The organism is Nitrobacter sp. CN101 (assembly GCF_055390255.1).
Window position 1 is genome coordinate 839,794 of the sequence record NZ_AP038833.1, and the last position, 23,502, is coordinate 863,295.

The following is a 23,502-nucleotide window of genomic DNA, read 5'->3' on the forward strand; positions in this document are numbered from 1 at the left end:
TGCTTGAAAATGCTTGGCCTCACGGCCCAGGCATTTCGTTGGTTCAGCGCCGAGATGTCACGTCGCGGCGTTAGGAAAGCTGTACCCCCTGAACTGTTCGCGCAGCGCCGTTTTCAGAATCTTTCCGGTGGCGGTGTGGGGAATGCTGTCGACGAATGCGACGTCGTCGGGCATCCACCACTTGGCTATCTTGCCATCCATGAAGCCGAGAATCTCTTCGCGCGTCGCGCTCTCGCCTTCCCTGACTTGGAGAATTAAAAGCGGGCGTTCGCCCCATTTGGGGTGGTGTATCCCGATTACGGCGGCTTCCGCTACCTTGGGATGTTCAACGGCGAGATTTTCCAGATCGATCGACGAGATCCATTCGCCCCCTGATTTGATCACGTCCTTTGATCGGTCCGTGATCCGGACGTAGCCGTACTCGTCGATGGTGGCAACGTCGCCGGTATCGAAGAAGCCCTCTCCGTCGAGGATATTGTCATTGACGCGGTAGTAGGCGCCGGAGATCGCGGGGCCTCGCACCTTGAGCCGGCCGGGGGTCGTGCCATCCCACGGCAGTTCGTTGCTGGCGTCGTCGGTGATCTTCATCTCGACCATGAATGGCGCGTATCCCTGCATCTGCAGCCGATCGAGCTTGGCGTCTCCCTTGAGGTGGCTGAACCTGCCTTGCAATGCACCGGCAGTGCCGCGTGACGACATCTCCGTCATGCCCCAGGAGTGGCGAACCTCGATGCCCATGTCGTCGAAAGCCTTGATCACCGAGCGTGGCGCCGCCGAGCCGCCGCAGATCACCACCTTGAGGTCCGGCAGCCTGAGGTTGTTTGTTTCCATATGCTGCAGCAGCATCAGCCACACGGTCGGGACGCCCGCTGTGAAGGTGACTTTCTCGCTCGACAGCAGTTCGTAAACCGATGCGCCGTCGAGCTTGGCGCCGGGCATCACGAGCTTTGTGCCCATGGATGGCGCAGAGAACGCTATTCCCCAACTATTGGCATGGAACAGCGGGACCATCGGCAGCATTGTATCCTTCGATGCCGCACCCAGCGCGTCAGCGCTGTTGACAATCATCGAATGCAACACATTGGAACGATGCGAGTACACCACGCCTTTCGGATTGCCCGTGGTTCCCGACGTGTAGCACATCGCCGCTGCGGTGTTCTCGTCAAAGGTTTTCCAGGTGAAGTCGCCGTCGGCTTCCGCGATCCAGTCTTCGTATGGGACCGCATTTTTCAGCGCGGTCTGCGGCATATGCACCTTATCGGTGAGGATGATGTAGCGTTCCACGCTTGGCAGCCTGTCGGCGATCTTCTCCAGAATCGGGATGAAGGTGATATCGGTCATCACGATGCGATCTTTCGCATGGTTGATGATCCAGGCGATCTGATCCGGAAACAGGCGAGGGTTTACGGTATGGCAGACCGCGCCGATGCCCATGATGCCATACCAGGCCTCGAGATGACGCCAGGTGTTCCAGGCGATGGTAGCGATGCGGTCTCCCAGCTTGATGCCTTGGCGATCGAGCCGCTGCGTCAGTTTCAGCGCGCGGCCGCGAATTTCGCCGTAGTTGGTTCGATGAATCGGACCTTCGACCGATCGCGTGACCACCTCGCGCCCGCTATGAACCTTCGCCGCGTGATCGATGATCCGATGACACAGCAGAGGCCAGTCTTGCATCAAGCCGAGCATTCGAACCTTCCTGTTGATCCTTGCTCTCTTTATCGGTCTCCTGGCGGGGATTTGCCATGAAGAAGTCTGGCGCGGGGATTTCAGGCGGCCAACTGCTGTGCGGTGCTTTAGCCCGCGACCCATGGGCCATGGTAGCGCTCGCAGTCCTTTTAATGCCGGGAACGGCATTGGCTGGGAGCAGGACGCCGTTGCCACAACCTCGTCCGGCCGCCGCGCCGGCGCCCGATGGCAAGGGTAGCACGCAGATGGCGGAGGATCGCCCCACGACGCCCGAGATTGCGCCGGAGCCTTCTCCCTGCCGCCTGGCGTTGACCGATTCGGTCGCCATCGCCCCGAGCATTCCTGCGATCGCGGGGCCGGGCGAGTGCGGCGGTGACGATCTGGTCCGGCTTGAAGCCGTGGTGCTGCCCGACGGTGGCCGGGCAGCGGTCAAGCCTGCTGCCACCCTCCGTTGCAAAATGGCGTCCGCGATTGCGGACTGGATTCGAAGCGACATGGCGCCGCTGGCTGAGGGGCTCGGTAGCCGGGTCAGCGAACTCGACAATCTCGACTCGTTTGAATGCCGAGGGCGCAACCGGGTCGCCGGATCAAAGCTGTCCGAACACGGGCGCGCCAATGCGCTCGACGTGGGTGCCCTCAAGCTCGCAAACGGGCGGACAATCGATTTGACGGATCGGGCGGTGGAGCGGGATTTGCGGGAAAAGGTGCTGGGCTCGGTTTGCGCGCGCTTCACCACGGTGCTGGGGCCTGGATCGGATGGCTATCACGAGAACCATATTCACCTCGACCTGATTCAGCGCCGCAACGGCTACCGGATCTGTCACTGGGAAATCTATGACCCTGTGCCGGCGGTCGCGCCGTTGCTGCCAACCGAACGTCCGGCGGAAGCGCCGCAGCGCGAAATGGCGGACGAAAAAGGCAAGGCGTCTGAAACGGTGCCGGAGCGCCGCGTGGTATCTCGCGCTGCCCCGCAAGCTGGATCTGCAGCGGCTATCTCGGCGGAAGTGGTGCCCGTGCCCCGGAAGCGGCCTACGACCGCCGACGCTGCGGGTAAGGTTGCAAAGTGGCCGCCGCCATCGGCTTCAAAATCGCCAACGCGGCGCTCAGCCGCTAACTCTGTGAAACGCAAAGGGAGGCTCCACAGCAATCTCCCGCCATTCCTCCGACCGCTATTCGACTGATTGACGGCTATAGGCGAAGCATATTCGCGAGTTTGCCCCGAGATGCGCACCAGTTCGCATGAAGAAGCGCCCCAAAACAAAGCTGAAGCGGCTTTGGTTCCATCAATGCTGGTATGGCCCGACACGCCGGGGGAAACAGACGGCAATAAAAAAAGCGCCGGAAAACCGGCGCTTTGCAGATTGAGAAATCGTTCGATCAGTTAAAGTTGCCGCCGCCATTCCACGAGGCCATCTTCGCGCCGTGCTTCGGCTCAAGCACAACCACTACCGTTCCCACCTTGACGCGATCATAAAGATCGATGGCGTCCTCATTGGTCATGCGAATGCAGCCCGAGGAAATCGAGGCACCGATATATTCCGGTTGGTTGGTTCCGTGGATCCGGAACAACGTATCCTTGTTGCCCTGATAAAGATACAGAGCTCGCGCGCCGAGGGGGTTATCCGGTCCGCCCGCCACGCGGGACGGCAGTCCCTCGATGCGCTTGTGAATATCGGCGGTCGGAATCCAGTCCGGCCACTCGCGCATGTTGCCGACCCTCGCCACGCCGGAGAACGCCAGCGCTTCCTCACCGACGGTGACGCCATAGCGGATCGCCTTGCCGTTATCGAGCACGTAATAGAGATAGTGGTTGTCGGAATCGACCATAATCGAGCCCGGCGCTTCCTTACGGTGATAATCGACGATCGCGCGGCGGAACGGCGCAGCCACCGGCGTTCGCGTGTAGGAGACCTTGGACAGCAACTCCTTGTCGCGCGGCTTGAAGTTGTTGGCGTTGGTGGCTTCGTAATGCGTGGCCTGCATGCAGCCCGACAGCATTAGCCCCGCGGCCAGAATCCCAAGTTTAATCCGAAGAGACGACATCGTTGTTTTCCAAATGCCCACTGAAATCCTGGCGACTTGCACCCCAGAGGCCAAGAATCTTCTAAACTCATTATTGTCGGAATTCCCTCGAATTCCAGCACTTAGAAGCCTCTGTCGCTACGCAAACTCGCGCCTGTGGTATTTTTGCCGCAAATGCCGATCCGCAAATCAGCGGCGCAGTATTTTAAGACGGTAGCAAGAAGCGTGTAATTGCTGGTTCCCAGCGTATCGGAATAACTGCATCCGCTGCAGCGGCGGCTGCCTTGCCTGCTTTTCAATGCTGCGATTGGTTCCTATTCCAATATTTGCATTCCGTTGCGGGCGGAGCCCTTGCAAAGGTCGGGATCAATCGGCCACTAGACTTTCAAGTTCGTTTGTCGGTTCGCAACAAAGTAGCTGGCGAATGTCAAATTCACTCCAGTAGCGTACTTCAGATTGTCCGTGCCCACGCCTTGAGTCCGTGCCGGCATCCTCGGAGGAGCCATGCTCTCGATCTTCGCGCCGGATGGCATGGCGCTACGAAAGACAGATTCGGTCGATCCCGCCGCGCTGCCCGACAGCGCCGTGTGGATCGATCTCGAGAATCCGACGCCGGGCGAGGATCGCGCTGTGGAGGGGCTCGCAGGGGTCGCGGTGCCGACCCGGGAGGACATGCAGGAGATCGAGATTTCCAGCCGCCTTTATGTCGAGAACGGCGCGCGCTACATGACTGCCAGTCTGATGTGCGGCAGCGAAACCGACCGCCCGCGCATCACCCCTGTCACGTTCATCCTGTCCGGCCATCGTCTCGTCACCGTGCGCTACGACGCGCTAAAGCCGTTTGCGCTGGTGGAGAACAAGCTTGCGCGCGCGGCTGCACAGGGTTTGTCCGGCGAGGGGGTGTTGCTCGAATTGCTCGACGCCGTGATCGATCGCTGCGCCGACATTCTGGAGCGCGCCGGTGCCGACGTCGATCAAGTCAGCCACGACATTTTCGAGCCGAATGAGTCCGCGCGCGCCGGCCGCGCCAAACGCTATTCCGAAATCCTCATCGTAATCGGCCGCAAGGGCGATCTCACCTCGAAAGTTCGCGAGAGCCTGGTCTCGATAGGTCGTCTCGTCACCTTCGTCGCGACCGAATCCAACAGCACCAAATGGTCTAAGGACATGCGCGCTCAGCTCAAGACGATGCAGCGTGACGTCGCTTCGCTCTCCGATCACGCCTCTTATTTGTCGAACAAGATCACCTTCGTGCTCGATGCAATGCTTGGAGTTGTTAATCTCGAGCAGAACAACATCATTAAACTGTTTTCGGTCATGGCTGTGGTGCTGATGCCGCCGACGCTGATCGCCTCGATCTACGGTATGAATTTCAAGATGATGCCAGAGCTGGACTGGTCGCACGGCTATCCATTCGCGCTCACCATGATGGTGATTGCTGCGGTGCTGCCCTACATGATCTTTAAATGGAAGAAGTGGTTGTAGGACCAACTCTCGAGCACCGGCCTTGCGACAGGGCTTGCCACAATTTTCCCCGTAAAATTTGAATGTTCGCCTGAACGCTTTTCAAGAAAAATTGCTGCCATAACCCGTGCATGACATCGCGGGAGTTACAATGGTTGAGAAAGTCGTAACAAGGGATCGCAACGTCCTCGATTTTCGCAGCTATCAACGGTTGCGCAGATTCAGTGCGGACAATGCTGCGGTCGCTCCCATACGCACATGCCGGCATTGCGGTGCAGCGTTGCTCGACGGTGAGAATGACGACGATTGTTCCAGCGCGGGTCTCGCTGCGCCGATATTGCGCGCGCCGTCACGAAGATCTTGCGCGGATTGAATTTAGCGTCCTCATCCCGGATACGCGATTTCACGTGAGCTCGGATTTCCATGGCGGGAGCTATGGAGTCCGACGGCGACTGCGGTTCCGGAAATGATACGTGCCAATGGTGCTTGTCCGCGTCCGGTCTATACGTGTTGGCCGCCGTTGATGTGGATCTCCGCGCCGTTGACATATGAACTCGTCTCCGTGCAGAGCACGTAGACGATTTTTGAGACTTCGTCCGGGGTGCCGAGGCGACGCAGCGGAATCTGGCGCTGGACGATCTTCTCGGTTCCAGGCGATAGGATCGAAGTGTCGATCTCGCCCGGCGCGATTGCATTAACGCGTACGCCGAGGCGGCCGAAGTCCGCCGCCATCTCGCGGGTCAGTGAGGCCAGCGCCGCTTTTGAAGTTGAATAGGCCGCGCCCGCGAACGGATGTACGCGCGAGCCGGCGATCGATGTGACGTTCACAACAGAGCCTTTCGCAGCCTTCAGTTCGCCGATCAGTCCGCGCGCCAGCATGATCGGCGCCATGAAGTTGACGCGGAATACCTTCTCCCAGGTCTCCATGTCGGTGTTCAGTGAGCCAAGCCGCGCGCCGCCCTCGCCCTTCGGCGAGATCGCGGCATTGTTGACCAGCGCGTGCAGCTTACCGCCTTCGAGCCGCGATCGGATCTCCTGGATGGCCAGCATCGTGTTTTCGGGGTCGGACAGGTCGACCTGAATGTGGTCTTCGGGGCCGGCATCCCAGGGGCACTGTTCCGGAAACGGATGCCGCGAGCAGGTGATGACCCGCCATCCCGCGCTGGAAAACCGGATTACGGTCGCGTGGCCGATGCCGCGGCTCGCGCCGGTCAGCAGCAATGTGCGGCGCGGGGCGTTGGGGTCGACCGCCGTTGCCATCTCGGTTCGAGGATTTGCCTTGTCGGGGGTCATGGGTACAGCCTTGTCTTGGTCCACGGCGCATCAGGCGCCGTGCGGCGGAATTCGATGCGGTCGTGCAGCCGGAATGGGCGGTCGTGCCAGAATTCGAATTGCGTCGGTGCGATCCGCCAGCCGCTCCAGCCCGCCGGTCGCGGCACACCGCCGATGATGTATTTTGCGGCTTCCTTCTCGATCGCCTGCTCGAACGCGAAACGGCTTTCCAGCGGCTGCGACTGCTTGCTGGCCGAGGCGCCGATCTGCGCCTGCTTCGGGCGCGTGGCGAAATAGGCATCGGCCTCCGCATCGGTGACGGGCGTCACGGGGCCGCGCACACGGACCTGCCGGCGTAGCGACTTCCAGTGAAACAACAATGCCGCTTTGGGATTTGCGGCGAGTTCGCGGCCCTTGGCGCTGGCGATGTGGCTGTAGAACACGAAGCCCCCGGCATCGAAGCCCTTCATCAGCACCATGCGCACATCAGGCAGGCCGTCGGCGTCTGTGGTAGCGAGCGCCATGGCATCGGGGTCGTTTGGTTCTGACACGACGGCTTCCGCGAGCCACGCCGCGAAGAGGGCAAAAGGATCCTGAGCTTCCGTGAAATCACCGGACGTTAACTGGCTTGTGTTCTTGATGTCCGTGGTGTCGTTCATACGGGGTCCACAGGTTGCGCCGGTCTATCGTCGAAAGTCCGTTGCGGTCCTTATACAGGGCAAACCTGTATAGGGCACGTCTGCGCGTTGGCCTATCCGCGATCGGACCTTTCGCCGCTATCGTGGCGGCGATTATGATCGGGGCGACGACCGGAGGCTGCAGTATGGCACGGAATCAAGCGGCGTTCGCGCAGATGGGAGACGATGAGGCTACCGGATCGATCGCAGCGCTCTCCCATGCGCGTCCGACGGACACCGATCTTGCTTTCGCGCGCACAGCCGCCTCCGACGTGCTGACTAAAGGGAATAAGGATGCGAGCCAGCCATGGGAAAATCCCTCGACCGGCGCGCGGGGCTCGGTGACGCCGCTGGCACAGGCCTATAGCGCCGAGGGGCGCACTTGCCGTGATTTTTTGGCGAGTTACGTTAACGGAAAGTCCGAAAGTTGGTTGCAGGGGGCGGCGTGCAGAGCCCGCGGCGGTCAGTGGGAAATCCAATCCCTCAAACCCTGGCGAAGCTGATGCAGAACGGCAGCTGCGAATAGCTGAACCACCTCGTTGCAAAAATGCCACGGATACCCCAAATGATAGGCACGGTGGGTCCGGGGGCTCATTGTCCAGATTCCTGAAGGAGACGGTACGGATGCGCGACCCCTATGAGGTCTTGGGGGTGCAGCGGGGCGCCAGCGCCGCGGCGATTAAGAGTGCCTTTCGCAAGCTCGCGAAGAAGCACCACCCCGACGCCAACACGAACGATCCCAAGGCCGCCGAACGGTTCGCGGAGGTGAATTCCGCCAACGAGATCCTAGGCGACGAGGTCAGACGCAAGCAGTTTGACCGGGGCGAGATCGACGCAGACGGCAAGCCGCGCTTTCAGGGTTTCCCAGGCGGTGGAGGTCGCGCTGGCGCGCGGCCGGGCGGCGGTTTCGAGCAGTACGGCTTCCGCGGTGGCGGTGGCCCCGGGGGTGATGGTGGCGGGTTTGAGGACATTATCAACAGCATGTTCGGCGGCGCGCGGGGTGGACGCCGGCCGGGCGCGCAGGCGTTTGACTTTGAGTCCAGCACGTTTGGTTCGCCTGATCTCGATCTCAATATCGCCATGACAGTCACGCTCGAGGAGTCGGTCAAAGGTGGCGAGAAACGCATTCGCCTGCCCAGCGGCAAGGAACTCAATGTCAGAATTCCGGCCGCCGTAACGTCGGGCCAGCAGATTCGGCTGAGAGGGCAGGGCGAAACCGTGCCCGGACATCGCCCCGGTGATCTCCTGATCACGGTAACGGTCGCCCCGCATCCGTTCTTCAAGATCGACGGGGGCGATTTGCGCGCCGAGCTGCCTATCACGCTCTATGAGGCGGTGCTGGGCAGCAAGGTGCGGGTGCCGACGCTCGGCGGCGCAGTTGAACTGTCTATCCCGAAGAACACTTCGGGCGGCCGCACCTTTCGCCTCAAGGGCAAGGGCATCCCGAAGGGGGGGGCCTCCGGCGATCTGTTCGTTACGACACGAATCGTCCTGCCCGACGGCAATGACGCCGAGCTTGAGGCGCTCATGGAGAAGTGGCGCGACGCGCGCTCCTACAGCCCCCGTCGCGATCTCGGTTAGCGCGTGTGCGGCGGGGAACCTGATCACGCGATGCGTTGGCCGGGATGTCCATCCCGGCTGTCGCGCTAGGCTCTATTGCAGTTGTCGACGAGCCCCCGTTCGCCTTTCTGAACGCTTAATCTCGTTTGAACCGATCGCGGCCTGCATCTCCTCATAGAGTTCAAGTTTCGCCATTTCCAGGAGGAGTTTCACCAAGCCGAGATCGAGTTGGCAGGACATTTCCCAAGCGTCATCGATCAACTGCTCAACCGCTGCATATCTTTCGAGACGTAACATTGTCGTGCCGCTCCAACGGGTATGGCCATGAAAAGATGATTGCTAGTGATCGAATCCGCCGAACATCCGGCACCGAAACGGGCCTGAGTTTTTTTGGCTAAGCACGAAGCCGCTGATCCGCTTCAGGTTGGGCAACAATGGCTTGGGCGACATTGCCCCTCATTTCCTGAAGTTTCTGCAGCGTGCGTCGATCGAACGCCGCGGTAACGGCGATAATTGAATCTTTCCCGATCTGCTGCGGCAATCCGAGGGGGGTTACGCGAAAGTTCAATTGCACCAAGCGAAGAAGCCATAACGGATTCATCTCGATGATGATCTTTCCGACGCCGCTCGCTAGGCCCCATTCGACGATAGACGACAAAAGCAGGTTTCCGGCCGGGCTCAAAATGCGTCCGCGATCGCGATGTTCTCGCGTCACGCAATAGCGCGTCCATTCCCAAATATGTGGTCCTACAGGGAAGTCGCCTTCGCACAAGTGCGGAAGCACCTCCGTGAGGAGGTGTGGGCGCATCGATGGCAGCATCCGTTGATATCCAAGGACGCGATCGTCTTCGATGTAGAGCATGTGGAGTGCGCGCCCATCGTCGAACTGGTCGATCTCTCGGCCGTCAGGCTTGCGCAGATCTTCCCACCCCATTTCGTCGACAAAGACATTGTGACGCAACCGATAGGCCTGTTCCATCTCGCACTGATAGGCACCGATATTCTCAGCCGTTACGATGTGAATCATTGAAGTTCTCCGCCATGTCTACGCCGAGTTAGGGCGAAGGAAGGGCGGCGAACAAGTACGGGAATCCGTACCTTGACCTATCGGATAAGGTTATGTCTGAGCGCGGTCGCGACGGTCTGGGTGCGGTTCGTGGCGTTCAGTTTGGCGCGAAGCTGACGTGCGATCTTGTCGACGAGGTGTTCTGAGACCTTCAGAATAACACCGATCTCCCAATCACTTTTTCCTTCCGCCATCCACTGTAGGATGTCCATTTCTCGCGGAGTCAGATTCACTGGGGCTGAGTTATATTTTTGCGCGAGGGCTCGCGCGAAAGCGTGCATGGCGATGAGTTGTAGCTGTCGCCGCACCTTGGGAGGGACTTCAGCACGCTCACTTGCCAGGGAGAAACCGGCCGTTTGACCATCGAGGGTGATCATCGGAACAGTGAATCCGCACCCGAGATTGAACTCGCGCGCTTCCCCCATGATGCGCGTCGGCGCTGGTGTGTTGCGATACGTTGGTTCAAGCTCGGACCATAGAAATGGTTCCGTGGAGGTGTTGACCCTATGGATGGTGGGATCGTCGAAAAGATAACCTTGCGTGAAATAGCGCTCGCTCCACGCTTGCGGCCATTGATGCAAAACGACATTTGAGATTTGCTGCTCTGCAGTCATCCCTGGAACGGGAATGATGCCTGCGAGCACATGCGAAAAGCCGAACGGGCGCGCGACGTCAACAACGACGTCGGCTATCTGTGCCAGGGTCGAAGCCTTATCAAGTCTCGCAATGCAAGTTAGGGTATCGTCCAGCGTCTGTCGCGACATTCCGGCCCCCGAACTGCCTATATAGGCGGCTGAGTACACTATCGAGCGACATTTGGATTAATTGCAACTGTTGTATGATGCGGCGTGTCGCTACGGCCGCTACAGCTAGGGCTTGGCTGCCCGGGTAACTTGGCGATTTCCTCAAAGTTCCCTAGATTCATCAGCTTCGCGATCCGTTCGCCTTGATCGTTGTCCAAATCTAGCGGTTCTGATTCGCTGCGCAGGTCAACCGTGTTGTCCGACCTTAGTTGAATTTGGAAGCGATGTTTTGAGCCAGTCGACGACGGTTTGCAGTTCCTCGATTCGGTAGGGACAATATTGGAGCATTTTTCGAAACTCACGGAATTTATTTTAGTACGGGGAGTTACGAATGGGTAGTGCTATCGCGGTGGGCCGATGACCTGAAAACGCCCCCTGCGGTCCGGGATGCGATATTGGCAAGCTAGCGGCTTCATAGCCCCTGTATTTCCGCTGAACCAATAGTGTATATGCGGTCATCAACCATCACCGCCTGTCCGACCTCGGGTCGGGCGTCAACGGCCCTCACGGCCTTGCAAGTGAAAACGTGGAATGACTTCGTTGATTCTAATCGGTCGTCAGTCCAGCCGCCCTTGATATGCCCACCATCTATTACATCCGTCACGGCAAGACCGAATGGAATGCCCTCGGCCGTTTCCAGGGCCTCCAGGACATTCCGCTCAATGATCTCGGCCGCGCCGAGGCGACGAAAGCGGGGGACATTCTGCGCAAGCTACTTGCGCGTGAGGATCGCGATCCCGTCGGATTGGGTTTCGTCACCAGCCCGCTTGTCCGCGCGCGCGCTACCATGGAACTGACGCGCGGCGTATTGAACCTGCCGCTTCATGACTATTCCGTCGACGATCGGTTGCGCGAGGTCGGTTACGGGCATTGGGAAGGTCTGACCCTGGCGGAGATGAGGGTCGCCAATCCCGATGTCTATGCCGCCCGTGAGGCTGATAAATGGGGCGTGGCGCCGCCGGGAGGCGAAAGCTACGCCTCAGCCACCTCGCGGTTGCGCGACTGGTATCATTCGCTGAGGTCCGCCACCGTCGCGGTCGCGCATAGCGGCACGGCGCGGGCGCTGATGGTCGTGATGGGGCTTCAGACTGCGAAAGCAGCTGCCAGTCTGCGCATCGAGCAGGGTGCGGTGTATGTGCTCGGCGAGGATGGGCTGGCCAAGCATAGTTAAGCAAGAAACCGCGCTCCCCCGGCGGTTCCTGAGGTGACAGAGCGGCCGAACCGCAAGCCGGAAAGTTGCGATTTGCGCAACATGCCGCTACGAGAAGTAGCGGTTTCGCGCTTTGGATTGTCGATGTCTCACAATACCTTCGGTCATCTGTTCCGGGTCACGACCTTTGGCGAGAGCCACGGGGTAGCAATCGGCTGCGTGGTCGACGGTTGCCCGCCGCAGATCGCCCTAACGGTCGAGGAGATCCAGCGCGATCTCGACCGCCGCCGTCCTGGCCAGTCGCGTTTTACGACGCAGCGGCAGGAGCCGGATGCGGTGAAGATTCTGTCGGGTGTTATGGCGGATCCCGAGACCGGCGAGCAGGTGACGACGGGTACGCCGATCGGACTTTTGATCGAGAACGCCGACCAGCGCTCGAAAGATTATTCCGACATCAAGGACAAGTTTCGCCCCGGCCATGCCGACTTCACCTATGAGGCAAAGTACGGTCTGCGCGACTATCGAGGGGGCGGGCGCTCCTCGGCGCGCGAGACCGCGATGCGGGTCGCGGCCGGAGCGATCGCGCGCAAGATCGTCCCCAATATGATCGTGCGCGGCGCGCTGGTACAGATGGGTCCGCACAAGATCGATCGTGAGAAATGGGATTGGGACGAGATCGCGCGGAATCCGTTCTTCTGTCCCGATAAGGACAAGGCCGCTTTCTTCGAGAGCTATCTCGATGGTATCCGCAAGAGTGGTTCATCCATCGGCGCCGTGGTTGAGGTGGTGGCCGAAGGGGTGCCGGCAGGACTCGGCGCGCCGATCTATGCCAAGCTCGACGGCGACCTTGCCGCGGCGCTGATGAGCATCAACGCGGTCAAGGGCGTCGAGATCGGCGCTGGCTTTGGTGCCGCCGCGCTGACCGGTGAAGAGAATGCCGACGAGATGCGCAGTTCTTCGTCCAATATGGGCAACTACGGTCCGGTGTTCACCTCGAACCATGCCGGCGGCATTCTCGGCGGCATATCCACCGGCCAACCCGTTGTGGCGCGGTTCGCGGTGAAGCCGACCTCGTCCATCCTGTCGCCGCGCAAGACCATCGATCGCAACGGCACCGATACCGATATCCTTACCAAGGGCCGCCATGATCCTTGCGTCGGCATCCGCGCCGTACCGGTGGGAGAGGCCATGGTGGCCTGCGTTCTGGCGGATCATTTCCTGCGTCACCGAGGGCAGGTCGGCGCGCGCTAGAGCTTTTCCGTTTCTGATTGAATCAGAAGCGAAGCTCCAGATTGTTGTTCTGACGCGTTTTCTTCACGCGAACCGGTATCCACTTCGCTCAAAATCGCTACAGGACGTGGCCCGCAGGACGAGAGCCGATCTATCGGCTCAGACTCGCGCCTCCAGCACCAGGTTAAACGGTGTTTCCGCCGCGCGGCGTAACTGAGAGAAGCCGGCAGCCTTGGCGACCTCGCGGAGCCTGGCCTCGCCGGCTTGTGCGCCAAGCGCGAGGCCGACCTCTTGGGCGATCGACGCTGGCGTGCAGACCATGGTGGACGCCGCGTAGAACAGCCGGCCAACCGGATTGAGGTTGTCTTCCAGTTTGTCCTGGGCGAACGGCTCGACCAGCATGCAGGTGCCATTCTTCGCCAGCGTCGCCCGGACGTGACTGAGCGCGCCGACAGGGTCGCCCATGTCGTGCAGGCAATCGAAGAAGCATACCAGATCGTAGTCGTTGGCCGGATACGCCTTGGCGGGCGCGACTGCGAAGGTGACACGCTGGTTCAAGCCCTCGCTGGTTGCGGCGGCTTGCGCGGCGGCGATCGAGCCCGGATGGGCATCGAAGCCGAAGAAATGCGAATTTGGATAGGCTTTGGCCATCAGCAGCGTCGAGATGCCGTGGCCGCAGCCGATATCAGCCACCTTGGCGCCGCGTTCGAGTCTGGCCACGACGCCGTCGAGCGCGGGCAACCATTCCTGCACCAGATGGTGCTTGTAGGTCGTACGGAAGAAGCGCGCGGTGCCGCAGAACAGGCATTCGGCGCGGTCGTTCCAGCCGACACCTTTGCCGCTCTTGAAGGCTTCCGAGACCTTCGGCTCATCGAGCATGATCGCGGCCATCATGTCGCCGATCGCGCCCATGAATACCGGGCTGTCGTCGTCGGCGAACACCATCGCCTGTTCCGGCAGCATCGAGAATTTCTTCGTCGTTGCGTCATACTCGACGTAACCCGATGCAGCCTGCGCCGACAGCCATTCGCGCACGTAACGCTCAGTAGTGCCGGTGGCTTGCGCCAGTTCGGCGGGCGTCATCGGGCCTTTACTTGCCAGCGCCTTGTAGAGCCCGAGGCGGTCGCCGGTGCGGATCAGGGCTGCATTGGCGGCCGCGCCGATATCGGTGACCATCTTGCCCATGAATTGATTCAGACGATCCATATTCATGTCCATGGAAGCCTCCTGTGAAGGGTCATCCCGGGTCCGATCGACCTGCTGTGATACGCGTGAGCCATGGCGTTGGAGGAAGCGATACCTCCGGATGATAAACGGAGCCCCTCGGTCGTGGGTCATTGTACGCCGCGAACGGTTCACCGCCGGCGTGAAAATTTCGCGACCAGTTCGATGTGCGGCGAATGCCGGAATTGATCGACAGGCGTTACAGTCTCCAGGTTGTAGCCCCCATCGATGAGGATGCGCGCGTCACGTGCAAATGTCGCTGTGTTGCACGACACCGCGACAACGACGGGAATCCTGCTGGCTGCGAGTTGTTTGCTTTGCGCCTCTGCGCCCTTCCGGGGTGGATCGAAGACCGCCGCATCGAGGTCACGCAGTTCCTGGGCCATCAACGGGCGGCGGAATAGATCGCGAATCTCGGCCTTGATCGGTTTCAGCCCGGGGACTGCTGTCGCCTTCTGTAACGCCGCCACTGCGGCTGCGTCGCTGTCGAAGGCCGCGATCCGCGCTCGGGCCGCCAGACGCAGCGCGAATGGGCCGACGCCGCAGAACAGATCGGCGATATGCCTGGCCTTGCCGCAATGTGCGGCGACCCGGGCCGCCAGCGTTTCTTCGCCGGCGACCGTCGCCTGTAGGAATGAGCCTGGCGGAAGGACAAGTCGGGACGCGCCGATCTCGATCACAGGCTGCGCGCGCATGAGTACCAGTTCGCCGTGACGGGTCAGCCGCGCCAGCCGGTGTGCCTCTGCGATACGCGATAGTGTTGCGACCAACGCGGCGGGCAGTTGTCCGGAGCCGCGGACGTCGACATCGAGACCATTGCAGGTCGCGGTCACCTGGATATCGAGCGGCTTGTTCGCAGGCTTCAGCGCTTCAGCTAGCTCGCGCGCTGCATCAATCGCGCCGTGGAGGGCAGGGTCGAGCACCGGGCACGCATCGATCGGCACGATGGCATGGCTGTTCGGCGCGGCGAAGCCCACGCGCAGCTTGCCGTCGTCGCTCCGGGCATGGAGGGTGATCCGCCGCCGGCCGGCGCCATGCGCGTCGATGAGTTCGTCCACCGCACAGTCGATGCGGGCCTGTGCCAGCGTGTCGATCACGATCTGCCGCTTCCAGGCGCGGTAGGCCTCCGGCCGCCAGTGCTGGATCGCACAGCCCCCGCATGCGCCAAAGTGAGTACAGAACGGGGCGATCCGGTCCGGGCTCGCTGTTGCGATGCGGAGGAGGCGTGCGCGGTCGGCACGGCCAGTGAGCGGTTCGATCTCGACGGCTTCTCCGCCCAGTGTGTAAGGGACATAGACGTTGCCGCCATCGGTCTGGGCGACGCCGTCGCCGCGATGACCGACGTGATCGATGGTCAGGTGCGTGTTGTCGATTTGAGGTTCCTGCCTAACCACGGCGGGCACCCAGGAAGAATTCGATGTTGCCGTCGCCCCCTGGAATCGAAGACGGGAAAATCTCTACCTCGATGCATCCCAGCGTTGCCGCGAAGTTAGCGATATCGTTGCACACCGCCCGATGCACCGCTGCGTCGCGGACGATGCCTTTTTTGATCGCGACACGCGGCGCCTCGAACTGTGGCTTGATCAACGCGAGCAGATGCATCGGAGCTGCCGCCAGCGACAATGCGACCGGAAGGATGGCTTTCAACGAGATAAAGCTCGCATCCATCACCACCACGTCCGGCCGTTGCGGTAGCCGCGTGCCCTCCAGCGAGCGGATGTCAGTGGACTCCATTGACACCACCCGGGGATGACCGCGCAGGCTCGGATGCAGTTGATCGCGGCCGACATCGACGGCGAACACCAGCGACGCACCCTCGCTCAGCAGCACTTCGGTGAAGCCGCCGGTCGAGGCGCCGACATCAAGACAGATATGGTTCTCGATTTCGATCGGATACTTCGCGAGTGCGCCGGCAAGCTTCACGCCGCCGCGCGATACGTAAGGGTGCGCGGGTCGCGCCTCGATCGCGGCATTGACGTCAATCGTCTCGGAAACTTTTGTCACCGCCTTTCCGTTGGCGGTAACGAACCCGGCCTCGATCGCGGCTTGAGCCCGCGCCCTGCTTTCGAACAAGCCGCGCTCGACCAGCAGAACGTCGGCTCGCTTGCGAGCGTGAGGTCCGGTATTGTCGCGCTTCGCCATGGTGAGCTCAAAGCCTTGAGACCGGCCGGAAACCGATCCGATGCGCGCGACGACTATACTGTCTTCATTGCGAAGAGCACTTGCGACGAAGCAAAAGCAATCGAGTCTTCGCCTGCAACGCTGGATTGCTTGACCCAGCGCAAAATTGGCAAGGGCCAATTTTGTCGCGTGCGTGCAATAACGGCGCGCGCATCATGTGATGCTCAGGCCAGCTTGACGGTCTCGGCGCTGACGTCTTTGCCGAGTGCCTCGAATACCTTGGTGACGATGCCTTTGGCATCAAGCCCGGCGTGAGCGTACATCGCGGTCGGGGTATCGTGGTCAAGAAACTCGTCCGGCAGGATCATCGAGCGTACCCGCACCAAGCCGTTGTCCAACGCGCCGTTATCCGTCAGCGTCTGCAACACGTGGGAGCCGAAGCCTCCAACCGAGCCTTCCTCGATCGTGACAAGCACATCGTGGTCCCGCGCGAGTTTCAGCACCAGGTCAACGTCGAGCGGCTTCATGAAACGGGCGTCGGCGATGGTGGTGGACAGGCCATGCGCGGCAAGTTCGTCGGCCGCCTTTTCGCATTCGGCAAGACGGGTGCCGAAAGACAACAGCGCGACCTTGCTGCCGTAGCGGACGATGCGGCCCTTGCCGATCGGAAGCGGAACGCCGACCTCCGGCATTTCGACGCCGCGGCCTTCGCCGCGCGGATAGCGTACCGCGCTGGGGCGGTCGTTGATCGCGACCTGCGTCGCCACCATATGCACCAGCTCGGCCTCATCGGACGCCGCCATGATGACCATGTTCGGCAGGCAGCCGAGAAAAGCGTTGTCGAACGAGCCGGCGTGTGTCGCGCCGTCAGCGCCGACGAGGCCGGCGCGGTCGATGGCGAAGCGCACCGGGAGCGACTGGATCGCCACGTCGTGCACCACCTGATCGTATCCGCGTTGCAGGAATGTCGAATAGATAGCACAGAACGGCTTGAAACCCTCGGTAGCGAGACCGGCGGCGAACGTCACAGCATGCTGCTCGGCAATGCCGACATCGAAGGTGCGTTTCGGGAAAGCCTTGTTGAAGATGTCGACGCCGGTGCCGGACGGCATCGCCGCGGTGATGGCGACGATCTTGTCGTCCTTCTCGGCTTCCTTGACGAGACTCTGGCCGAATACATTCTGATAGGCGGGTGCGTTCGGTTTCGATTTGGACTGCGCGCCGGTGGAGATGTCGAACTTGACCACGGCGTGATACTTGTCGGCGGCGGCCTCCGCTGGCGGATAGCCCTTGCCCTTCTGGGTCACGACGTGAACCAGGATCGGGCCGTTCTCCATGTCGCGGACGTTCTTCAGCACCGGCAACAGGTGATCGAGGTTGTGACCGTCGATCGGGCCGACATAGTAGAAGCCGAGTTCCTCGAACAGCGTGCCGCTGTTGGTCATGAAGCCGCGCGAATATTCCTCGACGCGCTCGGCGCGGTCGGCGATCATTTTAGGCAGGTGCTTGCCGAGCTGCTTGGCCGCCTCGCGCAGCGAGCGATAGGTCTTGCCGGAGTATAGCCGTGACAGATAAGCGGACATTGCGCCAACCGGCGGCGCGATCGACATGTCGTTGTCGTTGAGAATGACAATTAGCCGCGAGTTCATTGCGCCGGCATTGTTCATCGCCTCATACGCCATGCCTGCAGACATCGCGCCGTCGCCGATCACGGCGATGACGTTGTTCTTGCCGCCCGAAAGGTCGCGCGCCACCGCCATGCCGAGGCTGGCCGAGATTGAGGTCGAGGAATGCGCGGCGCCGAACGGGTCGTAGTCGCTTTCGGTGCGCTTGGTGAATCCAGATAGGCCGCCACCGGTGCGTAGCGTGCGAATGCGGTCGCGACGGCCGGTCAGGATCTTGTGCGGATAGGCCTGATGGCCGACATCCCAAATGAGCCGGTCGCGCGGGGTATCGAAGACGTAGTGGATGGCCGTGGTGAGCTCGACCACGCCGAGACCGGCACCGAAATGCCCCCCCGTCACAGAAACCGCGTCGATCGTCTCCAGACGCAACTCGTCCGCAATCTGCTGGACCTGCTCTACCTTGAGCTTGCGCAGGTCGGCGGGGGTGCGGATGGTGTCGAGAAGCGGGGTCTTATTGAAAGCGGTCACTGCGACATTTCCAATCTTGCATGTCCGGGAGCGGCAAACGGACGCTGGCGTGGTCACGCAAAAAGCGTCCAAGAGCCACGAAACCTCCCGCGCTGAGAAACGTGAGTCCGAAGTTTACCTGATGCTCCGGCCGGGAATTATGATAGGCGTCACTATGTGTCGGATCGCGTAGTCCAATCATTTTTGCAAGCTGCTTGAAGCACTTACTCCACTTGAGCGCCAGCGGCGGAGCCGGTTCGCATCGTTCCAGAAGCATTTACACCAAACCCGCCGTTAAAGCCAACGGTCCCCCCTTTCACTCGAGTAGAGGTGACTCTGCCGCAGGTTCAAGAGTTCCTGAACCGGGCTACTGAAATGTTAACGTGGTCGAGGAGCGTAGGTTGCAGCCTTGGAAGCCCTCGCGGGACCACAATAAAATGACAATTCATTCAAGGGTTTTTAATACCTCTTAATAACGTTGACCTTTTGACAGACCATATGAAGAGCACGCCATAGCGATCCGCCCACCTTTCCGCAACGCGCGGTGCTTCACTGTACGTCGAGCGGCTCGGTGCCTGTGACCTGGCCGGAAGCATCCGTGGTAATTTTCTCCACCCTTGCTTCTGCCCGGCGCAACAACTCCTCGCAGCGCCGTTTCAGCGCTTCTCCGCGCTCATAGATCGCAACCGATTCCTCGAGCGCGACCTTGCCGTCCTCCAGGCGCTTGACGATCGATTCGAGTTCCTCGATGGCATGCTCGAAGGAAAGCGTCTTCACGTCAGCAGGGGCATTTTCGGCCATCTGGGTTTTTCCGACTCGATTGTTTGGGCGGATTATGACGTTTTTCGGGAATATCGCGGCACATTGTCACGCACCCATGAGTGCGGCGACATGCGCGGCCACCGAATCCTGCAATCCTTTTAGATCATAGCCGCCCTCGAGCACCGAAACAATTCGGCCGCCTGCCGTTGCGTCAGCGATATCCATCAATTTGCGGGTCACCCATCCGAAATCGCTCGCGGACAGATTGAGATTAGCCAATGGATCGCGACTGTGCGCGTCAAAGCCCGCGGAGATTACCAAGAGTTCCGGCGCGAATTTCTCCAGCCGAGGAAGGATCAGGTTGTCGAACGCGGAACGAAATTTGGCCCCACCGTCGCCGGACGCCAACGGCGCATTGACGATGGTGTCGTGATCGCCGCGTTCGCTGATGGCGCCGCTGCCCGGGAACAGCGGCATCTGGTGCGTCGAGCAGTACGTGACCGATCGGTCGGCCCAGAAAATATCCTGCGTGCCGTTACCGTGATGCACGTCGAAGTCGACCACCGCCACGCGGTCGATCCCGTGCTTGCGCTGGGCATGCCTCGCCGCGATGGCTGCCTGGTCGAATAAGCAGAAGCCCATCGCTCTACCGGTCTCGGCATGATGTCCGGGAGGACGCGTGGCGACGAACGCATTGCTCGCATCGCCGGCGATGACGGCTTCTGTCGCCGCGATCGCGCCGCCGACGCCGCGCATCGCCGCCTCCCATGTCCCCGGCGACATTGAGGTGTCGCTGTCGAGATAAACCAGACCATCTGTCGGCGAGAGATGCCGGAGCTCTCCGATATAATGCTCGTTGTGGCAGAGAGCGACTGAATCCAGCGATCCTTCGGGGGCCTCGCCGCGCGTCAGATTCCTGAAGCGATCGCCGGTCAGCACCTCCTCGATGGCACGAATCCGATCCGGCCGCTCCGGGTGACCGGGCGGCGTCAGATGACCGAAACTGGCAGCATGCGTGAGAACCAGCGTTGTCATGCAGTATCCTGGCAGCCACGTCGGCATCGCGGGGCAGCGAAAGTCAATGGTATCGGGTTGGGCGAGGTTCCGAAAGTGCGCGTTGGCGCCTCATGGTACCATGGCTGGCGCGGCAAGAGCGAGGGCGAACCGCGGCTTGCGCTTTGGTCCTCCATGCAGGCGGGAGCCTCGTGGATCTCGCTATCGCTCGTCATCGCTTCTTGCGGGCGAAGAACGCCTGGAATGCAGCGATCGCTTCCTCCGAGCGCAACCGCTCCCCAAAAAGACGGCTTTCCAGGTCGATCCGGCGCGTCAACTCCTCCGGCGGCGGTTTCAGAAGCTTGCGCGAAAGCGCGACGGCTTCCGCCGGCAGTGCGCAGATTTCGCGGGCGATCTTTTCTGCCTCGGCCGCGGCTTCACCCGGCGCGACCACGGTATTGATGAATCCCGCCTCGCGAGCCTCATTCGCGTTGAGTGTGCGCCCCATCACCAGCATGGCGAAGGCGCGCTGATGACCGATCGACTGTGGCGCGAGCAGGCTGGACGCGCCTTCCGGAACCAGACCGAGATGGATGAAAGGAGTCGAGAACGTCGCCGAGCTTCCGGCGAGAACGTAGTCGCAATGGAACAGCATGGTGGTGCCGATGCCGACGGCGATACCTTCCACCGCTGCGATCAGCGGCTTGGTATTCTGCACCAGCGAGTAGAGGAATTTCACCGCATCGGAAGCGCGTTCATCGCCGCCGCCAGAAGTGCCGTCCTTCAGGAAATCGTCGAGGTCGTTGCCTGCCGTGAACACGCCGGAGTTGCCGGTGATGACGATGCAGCGGATCACCGGATCGTTCTGCGCGCTGTCGATGGCACCGCTCATCGCGCGATACATGTCCCGGGTGATCGCGTTCTTCTTCTCGGGGCGTTGCAGAGTGATGACGCGGATGGCGTCATTGTCGCTGACCAGGAGATGTCCCATGGGTTCGAGCCTGTCGGTGTCGCAGGAATTCAGTCCAGCAAGACTGCCTCGGCGCTGTTGATGGCTTCCGCACCGTCGATCACCGTGCGCTCCAGCGCTGGAGCCTGCACAGCGACATTCTCGGCGAAGAAGCGCGCCAGTGTAACGTAACGCAAAGGGTCGCCGAACCCCTCGCTGGAATCGAGCGCTGCGAGAGCTTCTTCCGCGAGTTTGCATCCGCCGAGCGTCGAGCCGAACAGCCGCAGATACGGCGTCGCGCCGGCCAGCGCATCGTTTGACGAGGAGGCCAGCCGTTCCAGAATCCAATTGCTCGCGCGTTCGAGCGACCCAAGCGCATCGCGCAGTCTCGCACCGGTCGTGCCGAACGCGGGATCGTTCGAGGCTTCGACGCGCGCGACGATCTTGGACAGTTCGTCGAGAAGAGCGCGCACCGCAGCGCCGCCGTCCGCTCCCAGCTTGCGTGTCACCAGATCGATCGCCTGGATGCCGTTGGTGCCTTCGTAGATCGAGGTGATGCGCGCGTCGCGATAATGCTGCGCTGCGCCGGTCTCCTCGATGAACCCCATGCCGCCGTGAACTTGAATGCCGAGCGATGCCACCTCGTTGCCGATGTCCGTCGAAAAGGCCTTTGCGATCGGCGTCAAAAGTGCGCCGCGGGCGACGGCGGCCGCGTGCACCTCGGGATCGGTCGCGCGCGCCGCGACATCCAGTGCGACGGCGGTGGCGTAGCAGATGGAGCGGGCGGCGGCGGTGAGGGCGCGCATCTGCATCAGCATACGTCTGACGTCGGGATGTACGATAATGGTGTCCATGCCGTCGCCGGATACGCCGACGGCGCGTCCCTGTCTGCGCTCCCGCGCATAAGCGAGCGCCTGCTGGTAAGCACGTTCCGCAATGCCGACGCCCTCGAGTCCGACGGCGAGCCGGGCCTGATTCATCATCGTGAACATGCACCGCATGCCGCGATTTTCCTCGCCGATCAGATAGCCGACGGCGCCGCCGTCATCGCCCATGGTCATGGTGCAGGTCGGTGAGGCGTGGATACCGAGCTTGTGCTCGAGGCCGCTAACGTGGATGTCGTTTCGCGCGCCGAGCGAGCCGTCGGCGTTGACGAGGAATTTCGGAATCAGGAACAGCGAGATTCCCTTGGTCCCGGCGGGCGCATCGGGCAGTCGCGCAAGCACGAAATGCACGATGTTCTCGGTCATGTCGTGGTCGCCATAGGTGATGAAGATCTTGGTGCCGAAGATGCGGTAGCTATCGTCGGGGGCGCGTTCGGCACGGCTGCGCAGGGCGCCGACATCCGAGCCCGCCTGCGGCTCGGTCAGTTGCATCGTGCCGGTCCAGTCGCCGGACACTAGTTTTTCGAGATAGATCGCCTTCAGCGCGTCGCTGCCATGGGTGTGGAGCGCTTCGATCGCGCTGAGTGTCAGCAGCGGACACAGGCCGAAGGCGATATTCGCCGCGCTCCAAATTTCGGTGCAGGCGGCGTTGATGGCAAGCGGGAGCCCCTGTCCGCCGAAATCCTCCGGCCCCGAGACGGCGTTCCAGCCCGCCGCCGTCCAGCGCCGGTAGGCGTCGGCCCAGCCGGGCGCGGTTGTCACGTGCCCATCGTTCAGCCTCGCGCCATGCTGGTCTCCGGCGCGGTTGAGCGGCGCCAAAACCTCGCTCGCGAACCGGCCCGCTTCCTCCAGTATCGCGGCTGTGATCTCAATATCGAAGTTTCCGTAGTAACCAGCCCCGACCGCGTCCTTCAGCCCGGCGCCGTGGTTGAGGGCAAGGAGCATGTCGCTGATCGGAGCGCGATAGGTCATGACGGTGCCTCGGGAGCTAGGGCCTGACAGGGGACGGCCTCCTGTCATATTATGAGTCGAGAGCAGTCTTTCCACCAAAACGCGCGGCTCTCAACCTTTCCAGGAAGGCGGGATGCGGTCCCGCATTGACGGGAAGGGGTTTGAAATGGGTCCAGCCTTTTCAGGCGTCGCCGGCCGGTTGAAAAGACAGGGCACTGTCTGTAGACCGGCGGGGCTCGAGAAAGTCTGCGAGACTATGTTCCGTGCATTTTCGGGCCGTTGGGGCGTAGCCAAGCGGTAAGGCAGGGGATTTTGATTCCCCCATTCGGAGGTTCGATCCCTCCCGCCCCAGCCATCCAGTCTGATATTTTCTAGAATCTCCAAAGGATTAGCGAAAAGCCCCGCCAATGGCGGGATTTGTGCGTTCAGCTTTCGCCTCCGTGCGCCCCCTTTCATGGTCGGAGGCGCTTGAAATGCCAAAAGTCTCCGGCTGTCGCCCCGAATATTCCCGTTTTTGGGAATCCAAGACTGGAGACATAGTTCGATCCGGACTGCC

General features: G+C 61.2%; 21 protein-coding genes and 1 tRNA gene. 7 read left to right on the forward strand and 15 right to left on the reverse strand.

Features of this window, described 5'->3' with window-relative positions; translation table 11 throughout:
* Positions 1 to 57: 57 nt before the first annotated feature.
* Entirely contained in the window at positions 58 to 1,686 is a 1,629-nt protein-coding gene (locus ACZ5IL_RS03970) for a fatty-acid--CoA ligase (protein ID WP_464595296.1), read from the reverse strand.
* Positions 1,687 to 1,742: 56 nt separating this feature from the next.
* On the opposite strand from ACZ5IL_RS03970, the gene ACZ5IL_RS03975 reads away from it, so the two are divergent.
* Positions 1,743 to 2,867, forward strand: a complete 1,125-nt coding sequence (locus ACZ5IL_RS03975) for an extensin family protein (protein ID WP_464595297.1) — start codon at positions 1,743 to 1,745, stop codon at positions 2,865 to 2,867.
* Between the two features lie 196 nt (positions 2,868 to 3,063).
* On the opposite strand, the gene ACZ5IL_RS03980 is transcribed toward ACZ5IL_RS03975, so the two are convergent.
* Complete coding sequence (locus ACZ5IL_RS03980) at positions 3,064 to 3,729, reverse strand: L,D-transpeptidase (protein ID WP_079445758.1); 666 nt, start codon at positions 3,727 to 3,729, stop codon at positions 3,064 to 3,066.
* A 483-nt stretch (positions 3,730 to 4,212) separates the two neighbouring features.
* Between ACZ5IL_RS03980 and ACZ5IL_RS03985 the strand changes: the two genes are divergently transcribed.
* Positions 4,213 to 5,193, forward strand: a complete 981-nt coding sequence (locus tag ACZ5IL_RS03985; protein WP_464595299.1) for a magnesium transporter CorA family protein — start codon at positions 4,213 to 4,215, stop codon at positions 5,191 to 5,193.
* Between the two features lie 480 nt (positions 5,194 to 5,673).
* Here ACZ5IL_RS03985 and ACZ5IL_RS03990 read toward each other — a convergent pair whose 3' ends face one another.
* The gene (locus ACZ5IL_RS03990; protein WP_309773550.1) at positions 5,674 to 6,465 is read right to left on the reverse strand and encodes an SDR family NAD(P)-dependent oxidoreductase; all 792 of its coding nucleotides are present in this window, start codon (positions 6,463 to 6,465) and stop codon (positions 5,674 to 5,676) included.
* Positions 6,462 to 7,103: a pyridoxamine 5'-phosphate oxidase gene (pdxH, locus tag ACZ5IL_RS03995; RefSeq protein ID WP_464595300.1), complete on the reverse strand. Its 642-nt coding sequence runs from the start codon at positions 7,101 to 7,103 to the stop codon at positions 6,462 to 6,464. Before pdxH ends, ACZ5IL_RS03990 begins: the two co-directional genes overlap by 4 nt.
* 41 nt (positions 7,104 to 7,144) lie before the next feature.
* On the opposite strand from pdxH, the gene ACZ5IL_RS04000 reads away from it, so the two are divergent.
* On the forward strand, positions 7,145 to 7,624 hold the full coding sequence (locus tag ACZ5IL_RS04000; protein WP_244553408.1) for an RT0821/Lpp0805 family surface protein: 480 nt from the start codon (positions 7,145 to 7,147) through the stop codon (positions 7,622 to 7,624).
* Between the two features lie 121 nt (positions 7,625 to 7,745).
* On the forward strand, positions 7,746 to 8,702 hold the full coding sequence (locus ACZ5IL_RS04005) for a DnaJ C-terminal domain-containing protein (RefSeq protein ID WP_464595302.1): 957 nt from the start codon (positions 7,746 to 7,748) through the stop codon (positions 8,700 to 8,702).
* A 72-nt stretch (positions 8,703 to 8,774) separates the two neighbouring features.
* On the opposite strand, the gene ACZ5IL_RS04010 is transcribed toward ACZ5IL_RS04005, so the two are convergent.
* From ACZ5IL_RS04010 to ACZ5IL_RS04020, 3 genes are all read right to left on the reverse strand, one after another.
* A complete protein-coding gene (locus ACZ5IL_RS04010; RefSeq protein ID WP_464595303.1) occupies positions 8,775 to 8,978 on the reverse strand; it encodes a hypothetical protein in 204 nt (67 codons plus the stop codon).
* Between the two features lie 97 nt (positions 8,979 to 9,075).
* Positions 9,076 to 9,708 (reverse strand): acyl-homoserine-lactone synthase, encoded by a 633-nt coding sequence (locus ACZ5IL_RS04015; RefSeq protein ID WP_079445764.1) that lies wholly within the window; start codon positions 9,706 to 9,708, stop codon positions 9,076 to 9,078.
* Positions 9,709 to 9,785: 77 nt separating this feature from the next.
* On the reverse strand, positions 9,786 to 10,391 hold the full coding sequence (locus ACZ5IL_RS04020; protein WP_464595305.1) for a helix-turn-helix transcriptional regulator: 606 nt from the start codon (positions 10,389 to 10,391) through the stop codon (positions 9,786 to 9,788).
* A gap of 736 nt (positions 10,392 to 11,127) precedes the next feature.
* On the opposite strand from ACZ5IL_RS04020, the gene ACZ5IL_RS04025 reads away from it, so the two are divergent.
* Complete coding sequence (locus ACZ5IL_RS04025; RefSeq protein ID WP_464595306.1) at positions 11,128 to 11,721, forward strand: histidine phosphatase family protein; 594 nt, start codon at positions 11,128 to 11,130, stop codon at positions 11,719 to 11,721.
* 123 nt (positions 11,722 to 11,844) lie between these two features.
* Positions 11,845 to 12,951, forward strand: a complete 1,107-nt coding sequence (aroC, locus tag ACZ5IL_RS04030; RefSeq protein WP_464595308.1) for a chorismate synthase — start codon at positions 11,845 to 11,847, stop codon at positions 12,949 to 12,951.
* A gap of 138 nt (positions 12,952 to 13,089) precedes the next feature.
* Here the strand turns inward: aroC and ACZ5IL_RS04035 are convergent, their stop codons facing one another.
* The 8 genes from ACZ5IL_RS04035 to ACZ5IL_RS04070 form a co-directional block, all read right to left on the reverse strand.
* Complete coding sequence (locus tag ACZ5IL_RS04035) at positions 13,090 to 14,148, reverse strand: class I SAM-dependent methyltransferase (protein WP_464595309.1); 1,059 nt, start codon at positions 14,146 to 14,148, stop codon at positions 13,090 to 13,092.
* Between the two features lie 137 nt (positions 14,149 to 14,285).
* Entirely contained in the window at positions 14,286 to 15,557 is a 1,272-nt protein-coding gene (locus ACZ5IL_RS04040) for a class I SAM-dependent RNA methyltransferase (RefSeq protein ID WP_464595311.1), read from the reverse strand.
* Positions 15,541 to 16,296 (reverse strand): TlyA family RNA methyltransferase, encoded by a 756-nt coding sequence (locus tag ACZ5IL_RS04045; RefSeq protein ID WP_464595313.1) that lies wholly within the window; start codon positions 16,294 to 16,296, stop codon positions 15,541 to 15,543. The genes ACZ5IL_RS04040 and ACZ5IL_RS04045 overlap by 17 nt, the downstream gene beginning before the upstream one ends.
* 203 nt (positions 16,297 to 16,499) lie before the next feature.
* Positions 16,500 to 18,428 (reverse strand): 1-deoxy-D-xylulose-5-phosphate synthase, encoded by a 1,929-nt coding sequence (gene dxs / locus ACZ5IL_RS04050; protein WP_464595314.1) that lies wholly within the window; start codon positions 18,426 to 18,428, stop codon positions 16,500 to 16,502.
* Between the two features lie 528 nt (positions 18,429 to 18,956).
* The gene (locus ACZ5IL_RS04055; protein WP_425908121.1) at positions 18,957 to 19,208 is read right to left on the reverse strand and encodes an exodeoxyribonuclease VII small subunit; all 252 of its coding nucleotides are present in this window, start codon (positions 19,206 to 19,208) and stop codon (positions 18,957 to 18,959) included.
* Positions 19,209 to 19,274: 66 nt separating this feature from the next.
* Positions 19,275 to 20,204, reverse strand: coding sequence for a histone deacetylase family protein (locus tag ACZ5IL_RS04060; RefSeq protein WP_464595315.1), 930 nt, complete (start codon positions 20,202 to 20,204; stop codon positions 19,275 to 19,277).
* A gap of 190 nt (positions 20,205 to 20,394) precedes the next feature.
* Entirely contained in the window at positions 20,395 to 21,153 is a 759-nt protein-coding gene (locus tag ACZ5IL_RS04065; RefSeq protein WP_464595316.1) for a crotonase/enoyl-CoA hydratase family protein, read from the reverse strand.
* A gap of 29 nt (positions 21,154 to 21,182) precedes the next feature.
* On the reverse strand, positions 21,183 to 22,967 hold the full coding sequence (locus tag ACZ5IL_RS04070; protein WP_464595318.1) for an acyl-CoA dehydrogenase: 1,785 nt from the start codon (positions 22,965 to 22,967) through the stop codon (positions 21,183 to 21,185).
* 259 nt (positions 22,968 to 23,226) lie between these two features.
* Here ACZ5IL_RS04070 and ACZ5IL_RS04075 point away from each other — a divergent pair.
* Positions 23,227 to 23,301, forward strand: a tRNA-Gln gene (locus ACZ5IL_RS04075).
* Positions 23,302 to 23,502: the final 201 nt, after the last annotated feature.

Bases quoted from the DNA above. Each gene is read 5' to 3' on its own strand.
- ACZ5IL_RS03970 (WP_464595296.1), bottom strand. From the start codon at position 1,686: ATGCTCGGCTTGATGCAAGACTGGCCTCTGCTGTGTCATCGGATCATC.
- ACZ5IL_RS03975 (WP_464595297.1), top strand. From the start codon at position 1,743: ATGAAGAAGTCTGGCGCGGGGATTTCAGGCGGCCAACTGCTGTGCGGT.
- ACZ5IL_RS03980 (WP_079445758.1), bottom strand. From the start codon at position 3,729: ATGTCGTCTCTTCGGATTAAACTTGGGATTCTGGCCGCGGGGCTAATG.
- ACZ5IL_RS03985 (WP_464595299.1), top strand. From the start codon at position 4,213: ATGCTCTCGATCTTCGCGCCGGATGGCATGGCGCTACGAAAGACAGAT.
- ACZ5IL_RS03990 (WP_309773550.1), bottom strand. From the start codon at position 6,465: ATGACCCCCGACAAGGCAAATCCTCGAACCGAGATGGCAACGGCGGTC.
- pdxH (WP_464595300.1), bottom strand. From the start codon at position 7,103: ATGAACGACACCACGGACATCAAGAACACAAGCCAGTTAACGTCCGGT.
- ACZ5IL_RS04005 (WP_464595302.1), top strand. From the start codon at position 7,746: ATGCGCGACCCCTATGAGGTCTTGGGGGTGCAGCGGGGCGCCAGCGCC.
- ACZ5IL_RS04010 (WP_464595303.1), bottom strand. From the start codon at position 8,978: ATGTTACGTCTCGAAAGATATGCAGCGGTTGAGCAGTTGATCGATGAC.
- ACZ5IL_RS04015 (WP_079445764.1), bottom strand. From the start codon at position 9,708: ATGATTCACATCGTAACGGCTGAGAATATCGGTGCCTATCAGTGCGAG.
- ACZ5IL_RS04025 (WP_464595306.1), top strand. From the start codon at position 11,128: ATGCCCACCATCTATTACATCCGTCACGGCAAGACCGAATGGAATGCC.
- aroC (WP_464595308.1), top strand. From the start codon at position 11,845: ATGTCTCACAATACCTTCGGTCATCTGTTCCGGGTCACGACCTTTGGC.
- ACZ5IL_RS04035 (WP_464595309.1), bottom strand. From the start codon at position 14,148: ATGGACATGAATATGGATCGTCTGAATCAATTCATGGGCAAGATGGTC.
- ACZ5IL_RS04045 (WP_464595313.1), bottom strand. From the start codon at position 16,296: ATGGCGAAGCGCGACAATACCGGACCTCACGCTCGCAAGCGAGCCGAC.
- ACZ5IL_RS04055 (WP_425908121.1), bottom strand. From the start codon at position 19,208: ATGGCCGAAAATGCCCCTGCTGACGTGAAGACGCTTTCCTTCGAGCAT.
- ACZ5IL_RS04060 (WP_464595315.1), bottom strand. From the start codon at position 20,204: ATGACAACGCTGGTTCTCACGCATGCTGCCAGTTTCGGTCATCTGACG.
- ACZ5IL_RS04065 (WP_464595316.1), bottom strand. From the start codon at position 21,153: ATGGGACATCTCCTGGTCAGCGACAATGACGCCATCCGCGTCATCACT.
- ACZ5IL_RS04070 (WP_464595318.1), bottom strand. From the start codon at position 22,967: ATGACCTATCGCGCTCCGATCAGCGACATGCTCCTTGCCCTCAACCAC.